The 15842-nt window shown below is 45.3% G+C and carries 13 protein-coding genes; 5 read left to right on the top strand and 8 right to left on the bottom strand.

All coding sequences use genetic code 11. The features are described from left to right. Positions 1-60: 60 nt before the first annotated feature. Positions 61-1284 carry a DEAD/DEAH box helicase gene (locus ACRRS1_RS12075; RefSeq protein WP_432467734.1) on the bottom strand — a complete coding sequence of 408 codons (1224 nt, stop codon included), beginning with the start codon at positions 1282-1284 and terminating at the stop codon, positions 61-63. 253 nt (positions 1285-1537) lie between these two features. On the opposite strand from ACRRS1_RS12075, the gene ACRRS1_RS12070 reads away from it, so the two are divergent. After that, positions 1538-1870, top strand: a complete 333-nt coding sequence (locus ACRRS1_RS12070; protein ID WP_432452934.1) for a hypothetical protein — start codon at positions 1538-1540, stop codon at positions 1868-1870. 95 nt (positions 1871-1965) lie between these two features. Next, complete coding sequence (locus ACRRS1_RS12065) at positions 1966-2499, top strand: nucleotidyltransferase family protein (protein ID WP_432463119.1); 534 nt, start codon at positions 1966-1968, stop codon at positions 2497-2499. A 70-nt stretch (positions 2500-2569) separates the two neighbouring features. Here ACRRS1_RS12065 and ACRRS1_RS12060 read toward each other — a convergent pair whose 3' ends face one another. The 3 genes from ACRRS1_RS12060 to ACRRS1_RS12050 all read right to left on the bottom strand — a co-directional run bounded on the left by ACRRS1_RS12060 (position 2570) and on the right by ACRRS1_RS12050 (position 5140). After that, a complete protein-coding gene (locus tag ACRRS1_RS12060) occupies positions 2570-3235 on the bottom strand; it encodes a dihydrodipicolinate reductase C-terminal domain-containing protein (protein WP_432467735.1) in 666 nt (221 codons plus the stop codon). 232 nt (positions 3236-3467) lie between these two features. After that, positions 3468-4229 carry a transporter substrate-binding domain-containing protein gene (locus ACRRS1_RS12055; protein ID WP_432452938.1) on the bottom strand — a complete coding sequence of 254 codons (762 nt, stop codon included), beginning with the start codon at positions 4227-4229 and terminating at the stop codon, positions 3468-3470. Between the two features lie 146 nt (positions 4230-4375). After that, complete coding sequence (locus tag ACRRS1_RS12050) at positions 4376-5140, bottom strand: sulfite exporter TauE/SafE family protein (RefSeq protein WP_432467737.1); 765 nt, start codon at positions 5138-5140, stop codon at positions 4376-4378. 163 nt (positions 5141-5303) lie between these two features. On the opposite strand from ACRRS1_RS12050, the gene ACRRS1_RS12045 reads away from it, so the two are divergent. Continuing rightward, positions 5304-6101 carry a metallophosphoesterase family protein gene (locus tag ACRRS1_RS12045; RefSeq protein WP_432452941.1) on the top strand — a complete coding sequence of 266 codons (798 nt, stop codon included), beginning with the start codon at positions 5304-5306 and terminating at the stop codon, positions 6099-6101. On the opposite strand, the gene mepA is transcribed toward ACRRS1_RS12045, so the two are convergent. Next, positions 6068-6916, bottom strand: coding sequence for a penicillin-insensitive murein endopeptidase (gene mepA / locus ACRRS1_RS12040; protein ID WP_432467738.1), 849 nt, complete (start codon positions 6914-6916; stop codon positions 6068-6070). The genes ACRRS1_RS12045 and mepA overlap by 34 nt on opposite strands. Positions 6917-7329: 413 nt before the next feature. Here mepA and ACRRS1_RS12035 point away from each other — a divergent pair, with 413 nt between their 5' ends. Both ACRRS1_RS12035 and ACRRS1_RS12030 read left to right on the top strand, forming a co-directional pair. After that, positions 7330-8256, top strand: coding sequence for a dienelactone hydrolase family protein (locus tag ACRRS1_RS12035; RefSeq protein WP_432467739.1), 927 nt, complete (start codon positions 7330-7332; stop codon positions 8254-8256). 1278 nt (positions 8257-9534) lie between these two features. Next, complete coding sequence (locus ACRRS1_RS12030; RefSeq protein ID WP_432452946.1) at positions 9535-10254, top strand: FadR/GntR family transcriptional regulator; 720 nt, start codon at positions 9535-9537, stop codon at positions 10252-10254. A gap of 226 nt (positions 10255-10480) precedes the next feature. On the opposite strand, the gene ACRRS1_RS12025 is transcribed toward ACRRS1_RS12030, so the two are convergent. From ACRRS1_RS12025 to ACRRS1_RS12015, 3 genes are all read right to left on the bottom strand, one after another. Next, positions 10481-11128 carry a CDP-alcohol phosphatidyltransferase family protein gene (locus ACRRS1_RS12025; RefSeq protein WP_432459485.1) on the bottom strand — a complete coding sequence of 216 codons (648 nt, stop codon included), beginning with the start codon at positions 11126-11128 and terminating at the stop codon, positions 10481-10483. 25 nt (positions 11129-11153) lie between these two features. Beyond that, on the bottom strand, positions 11154-14213 hold the full coding sequence (locus ACRRS1_RS12020) for an error-prone DNA polymerase (protein ID WP_432467741.1): 3060 nt from the start codon (positions 14211-14213) through the stop codon (positions 11154-11156). Positions 14214-14451: 238 nt separating this feature from the next. Continuing rightward, positions 14452-15834: a Y-family DNA polymerase gene (locus tag ACRRS1_RS12015; protein WP_432467742.1), complete on the bottom strand. Its 1383-nt coding sequence runs from the start codon at positions 15832-15834 to the stop codon at positions 14452-14454. Positions 15835-15842: the final 8 nt, after the last annotated feature.

Below are 15842 nucleotides of genomic sequence, written 5' to 3'. Positions count from 1 at the left end.
AAAAGGCCTTGTCAGTGACAAGGCCTTTTGCAATATTTAGTTTGTGATTGGCTCGCGGGTTTAGTGGCTGACTTTGTTTCTTGGCTTGTAATGCCCCGAACCCTTGTTTGATTTGGGCCGATGATTCAGGATAGAAATTGGCACTTCTTTTTTCGGCTCTAAGCCTTCAACGACCCGGCGTTCTATCAGCTGACCGAGGCGACTCTCAATCGAACAAAGGTTTCTAAAGTCATCTTTTGAGACAAAAGAGATCGCTTCGCCAACAGCGCCAGCCCGGCCGGTTCTGCCGATGCGATGAATATAGTCGTCGGCTTGATCGGGCAGATCATAATTGACCACACGGCTTAATTCATCGATGTCGATGCCGCGCGCTGCAATACCAGTAGCCACCACAAACTGGACTTCACCGGATTTAAAATCGGCGAGTAACTTACTACGTGAGGCCTGGCTTCGGCCGCTATGAAAGGCTTCGGCTTGAATGCCACGCTTCTCCAATTGGCTCACCAGTTTGGCCGAGCCATGTTTGGTTTGAATAAAGATCAGCGCCTGTTGCCAGTTGTTATCAATGATCATCTGGCTGAGTAATGCCGACTTTTTGTCTTTGTCGACGGTAATTAACCATTGCTCGATTTTAGGGCTGTTATCCGAAGACGACGCCACATTGATTTCCAGCGGATTTTCGATAGTCGTTTTGGCTAAGCGCTTAATTTGTGGAGATAAAGTTGCCGAAAACAACAGACTTTGACGCTGCTCGGGCAGGCGCTGCAAAATTTTCTCAAGGTCGTCGATGAAGCCCATATCCAGCATTCGGTCGGCTTCATCGAGCACCAAAGTATCAAGTTGGTCGAAGTGCAGGGCACGTTGATGGATCATATCCAGCAGGCGACCCGGGGTTGCGACCAGAATATCTACGCCGTAGATTAGGGCTTGTTTCTGTGGTTCTGCGTCAACACCGCCAACCATTGCCAGTGAGCTGATTTCTAAATGTTTTGCGTAATGGCCAATATTCTCTTCAACCTGAACCGCCAGTTCACGGGTGGGGGTAAGGATCAGCACCCGAATCCGTTTACCGCGCAGGGGCGTTTGCGCTTTACTTAGTTTTTGCAAAATGGGCAATACAAAGCTGGCCGTTTTGCCGGTGCCGGTTTGCGCCGCGGCGAGCAGGTTTTTACCCGCTAAAATAGCCGGAATGGCCTGTTGCTGAATGGGCGTGGGCTGTTGATATGCACGCTCGCTCAAAGCTTGTAAGATCGGCGTACTTAATCCAAGTTTAGAAAATGGCATGAAGGGTCTCAGATGACGAACAATAGGGCCGCGATTAAGGCAAATAGCACTAAGCGCAGATAAGCTTGCGATTGTAGCACGAAGCGCGCGCTTTGCTTAGCGGGGCTAATCCTCACGATATAAATACCCAGTTTAGAGAGATATTGCGAATCGTGCAGGGGATTATGTTCTTAGCCTCGATAAGGATGCTTAGTGGCGCGGTTAACTATTTTTTTATAAAATTAATTTTCTTTTAATATCAAGGACGTTGTAAATGAATTATTTTGTTAAAAGCATTATTTCTTTGGCTGTTTTGTCTTTTTCTTCTTGGAATGCTCAAGCTCAGTGCGTTATGAACGAACAAGGGTATGTCGATATCGCAGGTTACTATGTTTGTACTGGGTATTGTCAGGTTTATGGTGGTGCAACTTATGTGACTCAGAATGCAGATAAAATTGTTTTGATAAATGAAAAAAGTCAAACGGCAACCGGAGAAATCGATCACTTGGGCGGTAATTCAACTGATTGGGGAGTAACATTTGAAATTACTAACAATTGTAAGCAAATTGTATTTTCTAATTCTACCATTTGGTTGAAAAATAAATAATTAGTCTTGTTGGTTGCGTTTTGTTTTAGCATCTCAGTCGTGAATACAGAAAGTAATCAGTTGTTATTCGTTAATATGTGAATACTTAGGTTCAAATGGAAACTATCATCCAGCTGCTGCAAAACGATCGGCAACGTTTGCAGGCACTTGACTGTGTTCACCGACTTGGCTTGCCTCAGGGGTATTTAGCGGCCGGTTTTGTGCGTAATATGGTTTGGGATCATCTGCATCATAAACCAGTTGCTACGCCTCTCAATGATGTGGATGTGATTTACTTTGATGCCGAGGAGACGGATCCAGAAAGGCAGCTGAAACTCGAAGCTAAGCTTAGATCTTACATGCCCCAGCTTCACTGGCAGGTGCGCAACCAAGCCCGGATGCACCTGCGTAATCATGATCGACCGTACTTAAGTACTTTGGATGCAATGAGTTTTTGGCCGGAAAAAGAAACAGCGGTGGCGATCCGTAAAACTTCTCAAGGCTATGAGTGTGTTTCGGCCTTTGGCTTTGAGTCGTTATTTCAATTGAACATTACCCATAATCCTAAGCGGTCGCGTGAAGTCTTTGAGCAGCGAATACAGGCCAAAGCGTGGTTGGCGCAGTGGCCTAAGCTAACGATTGAGGGGTAATTGGACACCGGTTTTGAAATACCACGCTGATCTTTCGAGTTGAGCTTTATAGCTTTGGTTTACTCGTTATTTACAGCCATTCTTTTTCGATCAGTTCATGAATGGTATATAGGCGCTGCTCCAATTGGTGGTTCTCAATAGCGTGTATGACTTTTAAAACCCCCGATGCATAGGGGGAATCACCGTACACCCGCGATTCCAAGGAGATGCTGCATGAACTATCTTGAATCGTTATTTGATGGACTGCGTGTCTGGATAAATGTTCCGAAGGAACTCCGCATAAGTGTTGCTGCTGTTCTGGATCTCTGATGGAGTGAATGTCCTCAACAGGCAGGTCGAATGCATTCGCTAAATAAACTGCAGTGCCCGGCACCGAGGTTTTTTCTGACTGATGCGATTCACTTAGTTGGATGTTATATTGTTGGAATTGTTGTCCGTGGTTTGAAATCATATGCATGAATTTGAGCATCAATATATTGATATTCGGACAGACTACTGCGCTAAAGTCGATAGCTATCTCTTCTATCTGCGATCCTGTTGAAAGCTCAACCAACACCGAATTTGTATTTCGGCAATAGGTCATGATTTCTTCGAGTTCTCTGCCTGAACCCGCATGTACAATAATCGCCGGGTTGTTGTTGTTCGCTCTTTCGTGCCAAGCCTTCACTTGGTTAAACTGCAATTGACTGAGTAGCTCGTTTGCTAGTTTTCCATTCCCAACTACAAAAACATTCATATGATTTATATTGCCTATTTAATAAGGGATTACGCCGTTATCCGTTCTTGAAAATATTAGATCTGAATTTCTCGCTTAGTGTATAAAAAGCCGTGTCATGATTGATCCAGCTCCGCTCGAATGATGTTTGTGCTCTTAACTTACATCAACCAGTTAGGTGAACGTCTGGATGACAAGGCTCACCGCTTCATCGATGCTTAATGAAGCGGTGATTTTGAATTTTAATCAGCACTTATTTTAATGAGTTTTTCTTCATTAAATCTTGGTCGATCCCTTTTAGTTTCATCTCATCCATGATGAAGTTAACAGTATTCAGCAGACGTTGTTCACCATCTGGGATCAGGTAACCAAATTGACTTTTGGTGAATGGATTGTCTTCGCGTACCGCTTCTAGTTTTTTATTAATCACTTGATAATAAAGGGCTTCAGGTGTTTCGGTTACCATCACGTCGATTTTCCCGGCTTCTAAAGCTTTAGGGACGTCTAGGTTGTTATCAAAACGTACCAAAGTGGCTTTACTCAGGTATTTTTCGGCAAATTTTTCGTTGGTTCCGCCAATATTTATCCCAACTTTAACTTCTGGACGGTTTACTTCTTCTAAGGTATCAAATAGAGAACCGCGTCCCTGAGCGACTAAGAAGCACTTGCCAAAAGTCATGTAACCTTGACTTTGTTCTGCGGCCATTTGACGAGAGATACGACGTGTAATGCCGCCCATAGCGATGTCATACTGGTTTTCATCTAAGCCCAACAGTAGGTTTTTCCAGGTGGTTTGAACAAATTTAACTTCTACGCCCATTTCATGGGCCAAGTGTTTTGCGACGTCGATGTCGTAACCTTTGAACGTTGCGCCATCGTAAAAAGAGAAAGGCTTGTAATCACCAGTGGTACCGACGGTGATGTAGCCTTGTTTTTGAATGTCTTGTAAACGGTCTGCTTGGGAGGCTGCGCTGAACAAAAGGCTAACAGCTGTAATGAATGTGACTAGTTTCATAAATAGGAATATCCGTATAGTTGCGTTTATGTGTGTTGTATTAAGCCGAAAATTGAATTTCTCCGGTCTTTTTAGTTCGACGATATGAGTAAGTTTTATACAAGTGATATCAGCCTCACCATAGAGAGGGTGAAAGCATTCTAGTTCTAAGTCAATATCACGCTGAATATCATTTTTAGGGCGAGTCCAGTTAACAATGCTTTAATTAGCCATATGAGTCGCTGATTTCCGACCAGCCTGCGCATTTTGGTCCCTAAATAAGAGCCGAGTACCGAACCAAGCACCATGCTTATCAGTAAGTTAAGATGCTCAGTGTAGCTAAAGCCGATAAAGCCAAATACCAATATTTTAAGTAAATGACTAATCGTCATAAACATTGAACTGGTAGCAATCAGTTGGTTATGGTCGCTCAGCTTTTTGGCTAACACGCTGGTACCGATAGGGCCAGTTGCACCCACGACTAAACCCAATCCGGTTTGCAGGACACCAATCAGGTAATAACTCTCATATCGATTGATGAGGCGAGAAAACTTGCTGCTCCATAAGTTCAACACAATGTAGGAGCCTATAAGCGCAGGAATATATTTGCTGGGTAGATGGCTTAGTAGCAAGCCAAATAAACCAACGCCGAGGATTGAGCCAATTAAAAACGGGACGATGAGCGGCCACTGTACGTGCTTGAGCGAAAATAAACTTCGTGAGATATTGCTGGCGAATTGTGTGACCCCATGAATGGGAATGATGGTACTTGGACTTAGGTATAAAGGCAGTACGGCAATCAATAACATGCCACCACCAAAGCCAAATATGGCGGCAATCAATGATGTAACTAAGGCGCTTAAGCCCAAAATAGACTCTGTTGACAAATGCTTAGCTTCTCTTTTTTGGGTTTGTTTGATGATACTAATCATTAATCCATTGCTCGTACAAGCTTCAGGTTTATCGCAATGACAATACTTTGCTGGTTAACTCTAGTGAATTTCTGATATAAATCTGTTACTTCATAGGCTTGCGGTAAAAACTTACCGGCAATCCCAGTTCGTCCATTAGGTTTAAGACACGGACGGGTATTGTTTGACTCGAGTTATTGAAGCGACCAAGTTGAATTTTAAAGAGGATGAGTTGATGCGAATTGCGGTATTGTCAGATATCCACAGCAATCTGTACGCACTTGAGGCGGTGGTGGCAGATATTGAGAGCCGAGGGGTTGATGTGGTGGTCAATCTAGGTGATATTTTATATGGACCGATTGCGCCTCGGGCGACTTACGAGCGCCTGAGGGAACTTGATTTTGTGACGATTTGTGGAAATCAAGATCGCCAGATTTATCAAGCAAGTGCTGCTGATTGCGCGACGAACCCAACGATGCAGTTTATTTTAGACGACTTAGGGCCTGAGCCACTCCAGTGGATGCAGCAGCTTCCTTTTGATCTGCAATTGAACGAGCAGGTTTATTTGTGTCATGCAAGCCCTGGGGATGACTTGATCTACCTCGTAGATGACGTGAGTCAAGGCTTTGCCCAGCTACGTTCAGAGCATGAAATATTAGCTTTACTCGAAGGGCAAACATCACCGTTAATTTTATGCGGTCATAGCCATACGCCAAGGGTGGTGAACATAGGGGAGCAGCAATTGCTGGTGAACCCCGGCAGTGTCGGCTTACAAGCTTATCGAGATGATTGGCCCAATTCACATGTGATGGAAAATTTTAGCCCGCATGCACGTTATGCCATTGTAGAGTTGACCGCGCAAGGTTGGACAGTGGCGCAATATCAGGTTGCCTACGATATACAAAAAGCTGTTGCACTGGCGGAGCTGCGCGGTCGCGATGATTGGGCCTATGCTTTGGTTTCGGGTCGAGCAAGTAATTGAGCGCATGGGGCTGGTAAGTCTACTTTAGGTTTGGGCTTTGCTGGGGGAGTGTTGCGCAGAGTTGCTGGTTGCGTCAGTTGTTGTTTCCACCAAACCAGATCTTGACAGCCATTGCCTTCAGCTAAGGCCGTTTGTTCTTGGCACAGTGGTTGATCGATAGGGCAGTGAAGCCTGATGTGCATATGTTTGGTATGCCCCCACCAAGGTCGAATTTTAGCCAACCAGTGTTGTTTGGCTTGAGTGTGAGTGCAGAGCTGCTGTTTGATGACCGGATTGACGAAGATCCTCGCGACTCGCGGGTCTTGCGCGGCAATTTTTAGCATTTGCTGATGCGTACTTGACCAAGCAGATTCAAGTCGGAAGTTTTTTGAGTCAACTAAGTTGATAGGCCTAAGGTTTGTCTGTTGGGATGGCGTGAGTTTGTCTGTGGTGGTTTTAAACCAAATATCCACATCTAAGCCGATTTGATGACTACGATGACCATGACTAAATGATCCGCCTCGCGGCATTGACATATCGGCAATGAGAATATTCTGCAGGCCCTTAGCTTTTAGCGTTTTGGCATAGTCTTGAATAAATCCGAGTAAGCTTGGATGACCATAATTGCGTCGACGTTCGGGGTGAACCACCCGATAGCCTTCGCCGGTGAGCGCTAAGGGCTGGCCTCCGGCTAGACAACCTTGGTTATAGGTGCCTATGGCATTAGGGCTCCCATGTGAGGGGCTATTGATCTGCTCCCAAGGGTGACTGGCTGCCATCACCGAAATATTGACCATAACACTCAAGCTAATTACCAGTTTGAATCGCTCCAGCATATTGACTTGATTTCCTTTATTAGCGGTTGGTTCGCAAAGTTTAGCGCACTTAGCTAAGCGCGTACGGTATTGTTTATCGCAAACCATTTGATTTGATGGTTGAGGGATCTCTCGTGATAGTTTGCGCTTATTGCTTAGATCATTTATGTTGATATTTGGTTGGTAATTTGTAGTTGATGTGTTGCCTGGTTTGTTGTGAAGCTGATCGTTGTGGTATGGGAGTACTTCAAGCCACTCTGTTTTGGGTGAAGGACAAGCAACATGCTTGGCGTTTATTAATGATTGCCGTTTGGGCAATCGATTGATGCTGAACCAGAGTAACGATTGTTGGTAAATGGAGATGCCGCAGCTCAGAAGCAACTGTGTGAGCCGTCGCATTGGATGCAAATTTATTTTTACGTGAGGGTATGATAGTGGCTCAATCTAATCAGTTTTCTAGCACAGCAGCAAGTATCGATGCTCAGTCTTACGCGATTCCGCAAGAGGCTTTTGACTGGTATGACGAATATGCACATGGCTTGATTGACCGGCGAACCTTTCTGGCGCGTTTGGCAAAGCTGACCGCTTTGGGTTTTTCTATGGCGATGTTGTCTTCCGCTCTACTTCCTAATTATGCCTTGGCTGAGCAGGTGTCGTTTAATGATCCCGAGATTAAAGCCGAGTATGTCTTGTTTGATTCACCAATGGGACATGGTGAAGGGCGAGGTTATCTGGTCACACCGAAGAATGCCGACAAAACGCTGCCGGTGATCTTAGTGATCCATGAAAACCGGGGCTTAAATCCTTATATTAAAGACGTTGCGCGGCGCTTAGCCAAGGCTGGCTATATTGCATTTGCACCCGATGCATTGCATATATTAGGCGGCTATCCGGGGAATGATGATCAAGGGCGTAGTATGCAAAAGTCCCTTGATAAAGGTAAAATTGAACAAGACTTTTTGGCCGCAGCCGTTTTTTTGAAGGAACATCCCGCCAGTAACGGTAAGTTGGGCGCGGTTGGTTTTTGTTTTGGTGGTTATGTGGTGAATATGCTAGCAGCAAGAATGGCCAAGCAGCTGAATGCAGGCGTACCATTTTACGGAACGCCATCCGCGAAAGAGCTTCGGTCAAATATTAAAGCGCCCTTGTTGATCCACCTGGCTGAGTTAGATAAACGGGTGAATGCTACCTGGCCCGATTATGAACAAGATCTGCTGGCGAACAAGGTTGCTTACCAGATGCATATGTATCAGGGGGCCAATCATGGTTTTCATAATGACTCCACTGGCCGTTATGACGAGCTGCAGGCCGAACTCGCCTGGAGTCGCACGCTAGACTTTTTTAAACAGCAATTGGGATAAAAACTTGAAGACGCAACCTTGCTTGTGGTTGTGCCTTCTATTTGTCGCTACCGAAAAATACTTGCTTATTTTTCGGTAGCGAGGGTGCTGATCGGTTGTTAGTTTAGCTTCATCCGAACTGATTACAGCGCAGCAAAACCAATGTTTGAGCTAAGCCTTCAGTTTCAGCAGAAGTATAACGCAATGAATCGCCGTGACACCCAGTATGAAGGGGGTAATACCACTTTTTGTCGGTCAAGTTGTCGCGTCTATCAAGCTATGCTAGATGAATTCGGCGTGTGGCGATATTTAACAAGCGACAATCGGTAACTAATTCAGCTGTCTATAATGGTTGTCAGTCACTCAGTGGCTTTCACCAGTAATATCGCCTTTTGTTTGGTGAAGCCCCTTACTCAATACATCATCAGGTGGTGATTCATATGACTCGTTTTTTATGCCATTTGGGCCGATGTTCGCCTGCGCTTTCCAACGAGGTTTATGTTTATTGGTGTTTACTGCTCGGAAGATGCTTGAAACCGAGTTGAAGGGCTTCGCCAAATGCTTGAAGGCGCTTTAGATAAGCCGAGTAGCGAACTTGGCCAGCAGCTATGACGAGGTCGACAAGTGATACCTTATGGAGAAACCCGGAGTGATCAGCAACAAGCGGAGTATTTTATGATGCCAAAAGCGTGTCGGGCTGTTGCGGCCGCGAATGGCTAAAATAGAGTGAGTATTATCATACCTTGTCATTGGGTGAGCGGTGTTAAAGAGTTGCTCACTGGTTATACCGGGGTTTTTATCGAGAGTATTGGTCACTGCAGTACCAACAGGCCATCCTCAATATGGATTGAACTCCGCCATAAATTAATATTAACTTATTGTATTGCATATTGAAGATAGGCTTTGGCTTCAAGTTGCTTTAATGGCTGATTCTGATTCACAGATAAGCAATGGTCGAATCCCCTTCAACACTCACCTGATGGCATTTTTCTTGTATTAAGTGAAGAGAGTCATACTCGAAATAGGGCGTACTGATGATTTTAAATTGGCTGTCAAACTATGCTTAATCATCATACAAGTAAGCTGATCTGTTACCAATTTTCGTAAAATCACGACTACGATTTGTGGATTTGGATTCACAAGTGTATTGAAAAAAATACAGTATTATCAAATTATTAAATCATTACCTATAGAGAAAAAATTAAATCATGCTACCGTAGTGATGCTTTGGTCATTATAGGTGGCGAGTTGTTTTCATATTTATTTTGGATTAAATCATAGGAAAGTATAAGGATCCCTATGGCTAGTGAATTTTCAACGATCGAAGGTGCTGCTCGGAGTTTGCACTTACAAGTGGCAAGAGAAGTTGCTAAAAGCATTTTATCGGGAGCACTTGCGCAACATAGTATTATCCCATCCGAGATGGAGTTGTGTGAACAGTTTGCGGTGAGTCGAACGGCCTTGCGAGAAGCGATTAAACATCTTAGCTCCAAAGGCTTATTGGAGTCGCGACCTAAGATTGGGACTCGAGTTAGAGCTCGAGAACACTGGAATATGCTCGATCCTCAGTTATTGAGTTGGATGTCTGGCCTGGGAATGCAACAGCAAGCAATGGATGAATTTATTGCTTTACGCCAAGCTATTGAACCCCAAGCTGCGGCTTTGGCTGCGAAGAATGCCACGTCCCAGCAACGTAGTGCATTAACCGAAGCTTTTTTACAAATGTCGGCGGTCGCTAAAAAACAAGATTGGTCTGAATGGGTCGAGGCGGACTTGCGTTTTCATCGTTTAATCTATTTGGCGACTGGAAACTGCTTCTTTATTCCTTTCGCGAATGTCTTACAGGTGATGTACGTACATTACTTTAAATATGCTTCTCAGGATGGTCATACTTGTATGCCTGAACATACGGCTATTTATCAATCGATTATGGCCGGTGATGCAGAGCAAGCTCGACAGGCAAATCTTGCTTTATTAGCTTTGGGCCCACAGCAGTTGGCAAAAGGTGCTGTGGCTTAATCCAGGTGCTTATTTCTGGTCTTTATTGTAGATAGAGACCAATTCTCGTCTTTAGGAAATGGCGTAACCTTTCTCTATTTTGGGTTACGCTGAGCGTTCTGTCATAAAAGCGATTCTCAGGTTCTTTCTTGTTCTTTGGTTTCGCCCATTCACTGTGATGTTTCAGCCTCTAGGGATATGACAATTCAACAAAATAGACGGTAAACAAGCATAAACCGAGGTGTTTCTAGTCACCTGCCTTTGGAGTTTCTGGCCCTTGATTTGGTGAATCAATAAAAGTGGCCTTGGCTGCTAAGATCCGAGTTAATGTGGTGATGAAACACAGAGCGGCAAAACCTAGAGCCAAGGTGGGGAAATGCTCCGGATATATGCAAAATAGCAGGAATAAAGCGATGGTTTCACTACCTTCGGTGAGTCCTCCCAAGTAATATAAGGACTTGTGTGGATATACCGTATTCTCTATATCTCTTTTGGCGGCCATAATGGCAAAAGTGAGGAAACTTGAGCCAGTCCCCATAAAAGTCCAGATGAGTACATTGGCTGCAATGGAATTTTGCTCAGGAGCGGCCAGAGCAAATCCCAAAACGACACCAGAGTAAAAGATAAAATCACAGACAATATCAAGGTAGCCGCCAAAATCGCTACAACCTTGACGCCTTGCCAATGCGCCGTCTAAACCATCGAATATACGGTTGAGTATGATCAAGCCTAAGGCCCAATCATAGTGTTGAAAGGCCAACATAGGAATGGCTGCTAAGCCGAGCACAAATCCGCTGAGGGTGATTTGGTTGGCATTCAAACCCGCCTTATCTAAATGCTTGGCGACGTAGTCCAGTGGTGCTTTAATCAGTTTTACGGCGTAGCGATCTAACATAGATATCCTATTGTTCAGCCTTCATTTAACGAAAGTCGCGGGAGTGGATCGATAAATCGGCCAATAGCCATGAGCAATCCTCTAACTTTCCGGCGATAATATGCAATACATTATCACAGCGTTCTAAGCGCCCTGTCACTTTAAGTAAGCGAGATGAAATAAGCGCTTTACGCTGAGCTTTGGCGGTTGCTGGCCAGACTATCACATTGCTATTACCCGTTTCATCCTCTAGGGTGACGAAGGTGACATCGGCCGTTGCCCCTGGGCGTTGACGTCCTACCACTAAACCAACGACGGTAACTAATTGACCGTGTTGGCAGCCTTGTAATTGCAATTGTGACAAACAACTTTTTAGGGCTTGGTGTTCGCGCAACAGCTGCAGAGGGTGGTGGCGTAAACTCAGGTTAGTCGTGAGATAATCTTGGGTGATATCTTCAATTTCACTCGGGACAGGCAGTTGCACTTTTGCCTCAGAGGGCATTGCAAATAGCGGTAGATCTGGCTCGATACCACTCATTTTCCAACGTGTTTGATGGCGATGACCGGCAAGACCCGCGAAAGCATCGGCTGAAGCTAAGGCGTTTAAACTACTTTGGTCTAAGCAGGCGGTGATTTGCGCCAGATGAGTGAAGCCTTGAGCGGGGCGCTGTTGTAGCAAGCGATTGATCTTATGTCGATTTAAGCCTTTGATTTGTTTTAAGCCTAAGCGGATCGCTCCCTTAGCTGCGCTTTGGTAATCTAGGTGATGCTCCCAAGCGCTGTGGTTAATGTCGATTGCTAAGATGCTAACCCCATGGCGTTGAATATCTTGTATCAGTTGACTAGGACTATAAAATCCCATTGGTTGGCTATTGAGCAATGCACAGCAAAAGGCGGCGGGTTCGTGACACTTTAACCAAGAAGAAATGTAAACCAACAGAGCAAAGCTGGCGGCATGGGACTCCGGAAAACCATATTCACCAAAGCCCAATATTTGTGAGAATAAGCGTTCGGCAAAATCGAGTTGATAGCCGCGACTAAGCATACCGTTGATTAATTTATCTTTAAAATAGCTGAGCTTACCATTACGTTTCCAAGCGGCCATCGCGCGACGTAATTGATCGGCTTCGCCGCCACTAAATCCGGCCGCGACCATCGCCAATTTGATGACTTGTTCTTGGAAAATTGGGATCCCGAGGGTTCGACTTAATACCGATTCGACCTCTGGGCTAGGATAGCTAACGGCTTCTTCTCCGTGACGTCGTCGTAGGTAAGGATGCACCATATCGCCTTGGATGGGGCCGGGACGTACGATGGCGACTTCGATCACTAAGTCGTAATAGCTTCTGGGCTTTAAACGCGGCAACATACTCATTTGTGCTCGCGACTCGACTTGAAAAATCCCAATGCTGTCGCCACGACATAACATATCGTAGGTGCAAGGGTCGTTCTGTGGAATGTCGCTCAGGCTAATACGGCGCTGTTCCCGTTCACTCAAACTCCTCAGACAGCGGCGGATCGCGCTTAGCATGCCAAGCGCGAGAATATCGACTTTCATTAAATGTAGTGCTTCTAAATCATTCTTATCCCAGTGAATAATCGTGCGTTCGGCCATGGCAGCATTTTCAATCGGCACTAAGTCACAAAGTTGCCCTTGCGCGATAACAAATCCCCCGACGTGTTGCGAAAGGTGGCGCGGAAAGCCCCGTAATTGTTCCACTAATTCGGCAAAGTGATGTGCGTGAGCGGCGGGTAGTGAGCCAGATTTAATAATCTTTTCACGGGTGTTGGAACTTTTATCGCGCCAGTCGATATGATGGTTGAGACAATGCAGAATATGTGCAGGGATCGCTAAGGCTTTGCCGATGTCATTGATGGCGCTACGGGTTCGGTAGGTCACAATGCTGGCAGCAAGAGCCGCGCGGTCACGACCATATTTTTGGTAGATATATTGGATCACTTCTTCACGGCGTTGGTGCTCAAAATCAACATCAATGTCGGGTGGCTCATCTCGCTCTTTAGAGATAAAGCGTTCAAATAATAAACCTGCTTGCTGGGGATGAACTTCGGTAATATATAAACAGTAACAGACCACCGAATTAGCGGCTGAGCCTCGCCCTTGGCACAGGATCTGTTGTTTCCGTGCGTAATCGACGATGTCATAAATGGTTAAAAAGTAATGCTCGTAGTTGAGTTCGCTAATTAAGGCTAATTCGTGGTCAATCTGTTGACGGATCTCGTCCGCTAAGGTTTTACCAAAACGCTTTTTTGCCCCCCGTTCTACGAGTATTCGTAAGTAGTCTTGGGCTGTGTAACCCTTTGGAACACAGTCTTTTGGGTATTGGTAACGAAGCTCATTTAAACTGAATTGACATTGTTCTGCCAATTCACTGCTTAGTGCTAGTTCTTCTGCTCGGTAACGCTGCTGTAGTTGTGGCCATCTTAAAAGGCGGCGTTCGGCATTGGGGGAGAGTAAAAATCCAGCCTGTTGTACACAGGTATGGTGGCGGATCGCATCGAGCACATCGGCCAGCTTTTTCCGCTTGGCGAGATGCATGCGAGGATTCATTGAGGCAACACAGCGAACTTGGTTAGATTTTGCTAAGTGGCGGTAGTCATTTAGCTGTTGACTGGTTTCGGTTAAATCATTGTGCAATAGCAGATATAGCGGTTGTTTTCGGACTATTTGTAGCTGGTGGAGCTGGGCAGTCGTTAGTTGTGGCGTAGCTTTTATGAGCAGTATGCAGTTGTCTAAGTCTTTTTCAAACTGACTCAAGTTGAGTTGGTAGTGACCCTTATGACTATTTTTTCTAGCTGCTGTAATCAAGCGACAAAGCTGTTGATAGCCTTGTAGATCTTTGGCAAGCAACACGATTTGGCATTGTTCCTGACAAGTAAATTGGCTACCAATGAGCAGTTTGATCCCGAGTTGAGTCGCTTGTTGGTGGGCGCGTACAACACCACTTAAGCTACATTCGTCGGTGATGGCAATCGCTTGATATTGATATTGCTGGGCCTGTTCGACCAACTCCTCAGGGTGGGATGCGCCATATAAAAAACTAAAGTTACTCTGAGCATTGAGTTCGGCAAAAGGAATCGTATTCATCTTACTGCTTGTCTATTTCTGGTAATGATCGGACCGCAGCTTGTATGAGGCCGAGTCTGTGTGATGGCGTCATAGATAAGCCGCTAAAATAAACGAGGTCATGTTGATAAGCGCATTTGGAAAGCGGGGCTAAATACATTTTCTTCCTCATTGCGAATAGAGAGTGATAGCTGCGGCATTAAGCCGCTTTTTCTGCGACTAAGTACTTGATTAAAAATCATTAATTAAGTGCAACAGCCTAGCCAAACCAACCATGTAAAAACCATTGCTTATTCTCTTGGCATATCCAAGCAAGCGCCTCATGCTGACTTTTCGCCAAATAATAATCGCGGTTAATTTGGTGCTCATCCCACCATCCGCTGGCAATACGCTCTGGAGCTGAGAGCAGCTCATAATGCACAATATTGATTGGCTTAAGCTGGGGCAGTAACCAACATGGTCGAGGAAAGTTACTCGGATAATTAAGTGCGGAGGCATGTTCTAAGGGTTGATATTGGCTGGCTAGTTCAGGCCGATAATCAGCTCGACAGCTTAAACGATGGATCCGTTGGCTACCTAAACGGATGTTGAGTTGATCAAATAACAGATCATCGAGTTGAGTTTGGTCTTGGTCAAATAGCCCATTGCTCGAATGATTTAAAGGGTAGAGCGCTTCGCTACTGAGGTTAAACTCGAGCAACGCCGCTGGTAATCTCAGAGTCTCTAGTTTCAGCTGAAATAAGGCAAACCAGTCGTGACGACTTTGTAGCATACGGGCACTGCGTAACAGGAGCCTTTGTTTGGCCTTATCACGAAAACATAATTCAAGGACGATTTCATTACAGCAATACTGGCGTTCTCTTAGCCAGTGTTGTAAATGTTGGCAAGCTTGCTTCAAAGGAAACATTAAAGCTTGAGTGGTATTGATTTCACTCAGCAGTGGAAACATTTGCTGGTAACGGTCTTGTGCTTGAATAAAAGCGAGCGGGTATGGCTGCTTACCTCGCGCCTGATCTAAGCTTTTTAGGCTTTGTTCTCCTAAACGTTTTCGCAGTTCTGGGCGAGGTAATGCGCAAAGCTGTTTAAATGTGTAAAGCCCCATGGCTTGTAAGCTGGCAATTTGTGCTTTTGGCAAATCACAGGCGCTTAGTGGTAGAGCGTCGAGTGTTTCGACCCCTCTATAGGGTGCTTGTTTATGCTTTGAGCAAACCAGCCAGCGAGCAGCGAGCGCGGTGTTGGCCCAGGCCAGTCGAAAGCTCAAGCCTTGTTGTTGATAGATGATGCTTAGTTGTTGAGCATGAGTCTGGGGGGTGGGATAAATACTTTGCATGCCAGAACCATTAATAAATAGGCCATGGTCTGGGTGCAGGGCGACTTGCGCAGCATAGCTTAAAGCTTGTTGGGCTAAGTTTTGAAACAAATCATCAGTAACTTGCGTTTGTTGTTCATAGAGATGGAGCTGTGGTGCCAGCTGATAGGCGGTATTGAGCGAACAGCCAAAGTAGAGCCCTAGCTGATGCGCAGCCTTGTTGAACTGAGTGAGTTGTTGCTTATGGTGAATAGCTAAGGCTTCGGAGGGCGAATGTTCGCGCTGTAGCAAGTCCAGCGCGAGTTGTGGGAAATCAAGGTAAATCCAATACATGCTTTAGT

This window comes from Agarivorans sp. Z349TD_8 (assembly GCF_050870825.2).
GTDB lineage: Bacteria > Pseudomonadota > Gammaproteobacteria > Enterobacterales > Celerinatantimonadaceae > Agarivorans.
Note: the sequence above shows the minus strand (reverse complement) of the source record. Positions and strands in the feature narration are given on the sequence as shown.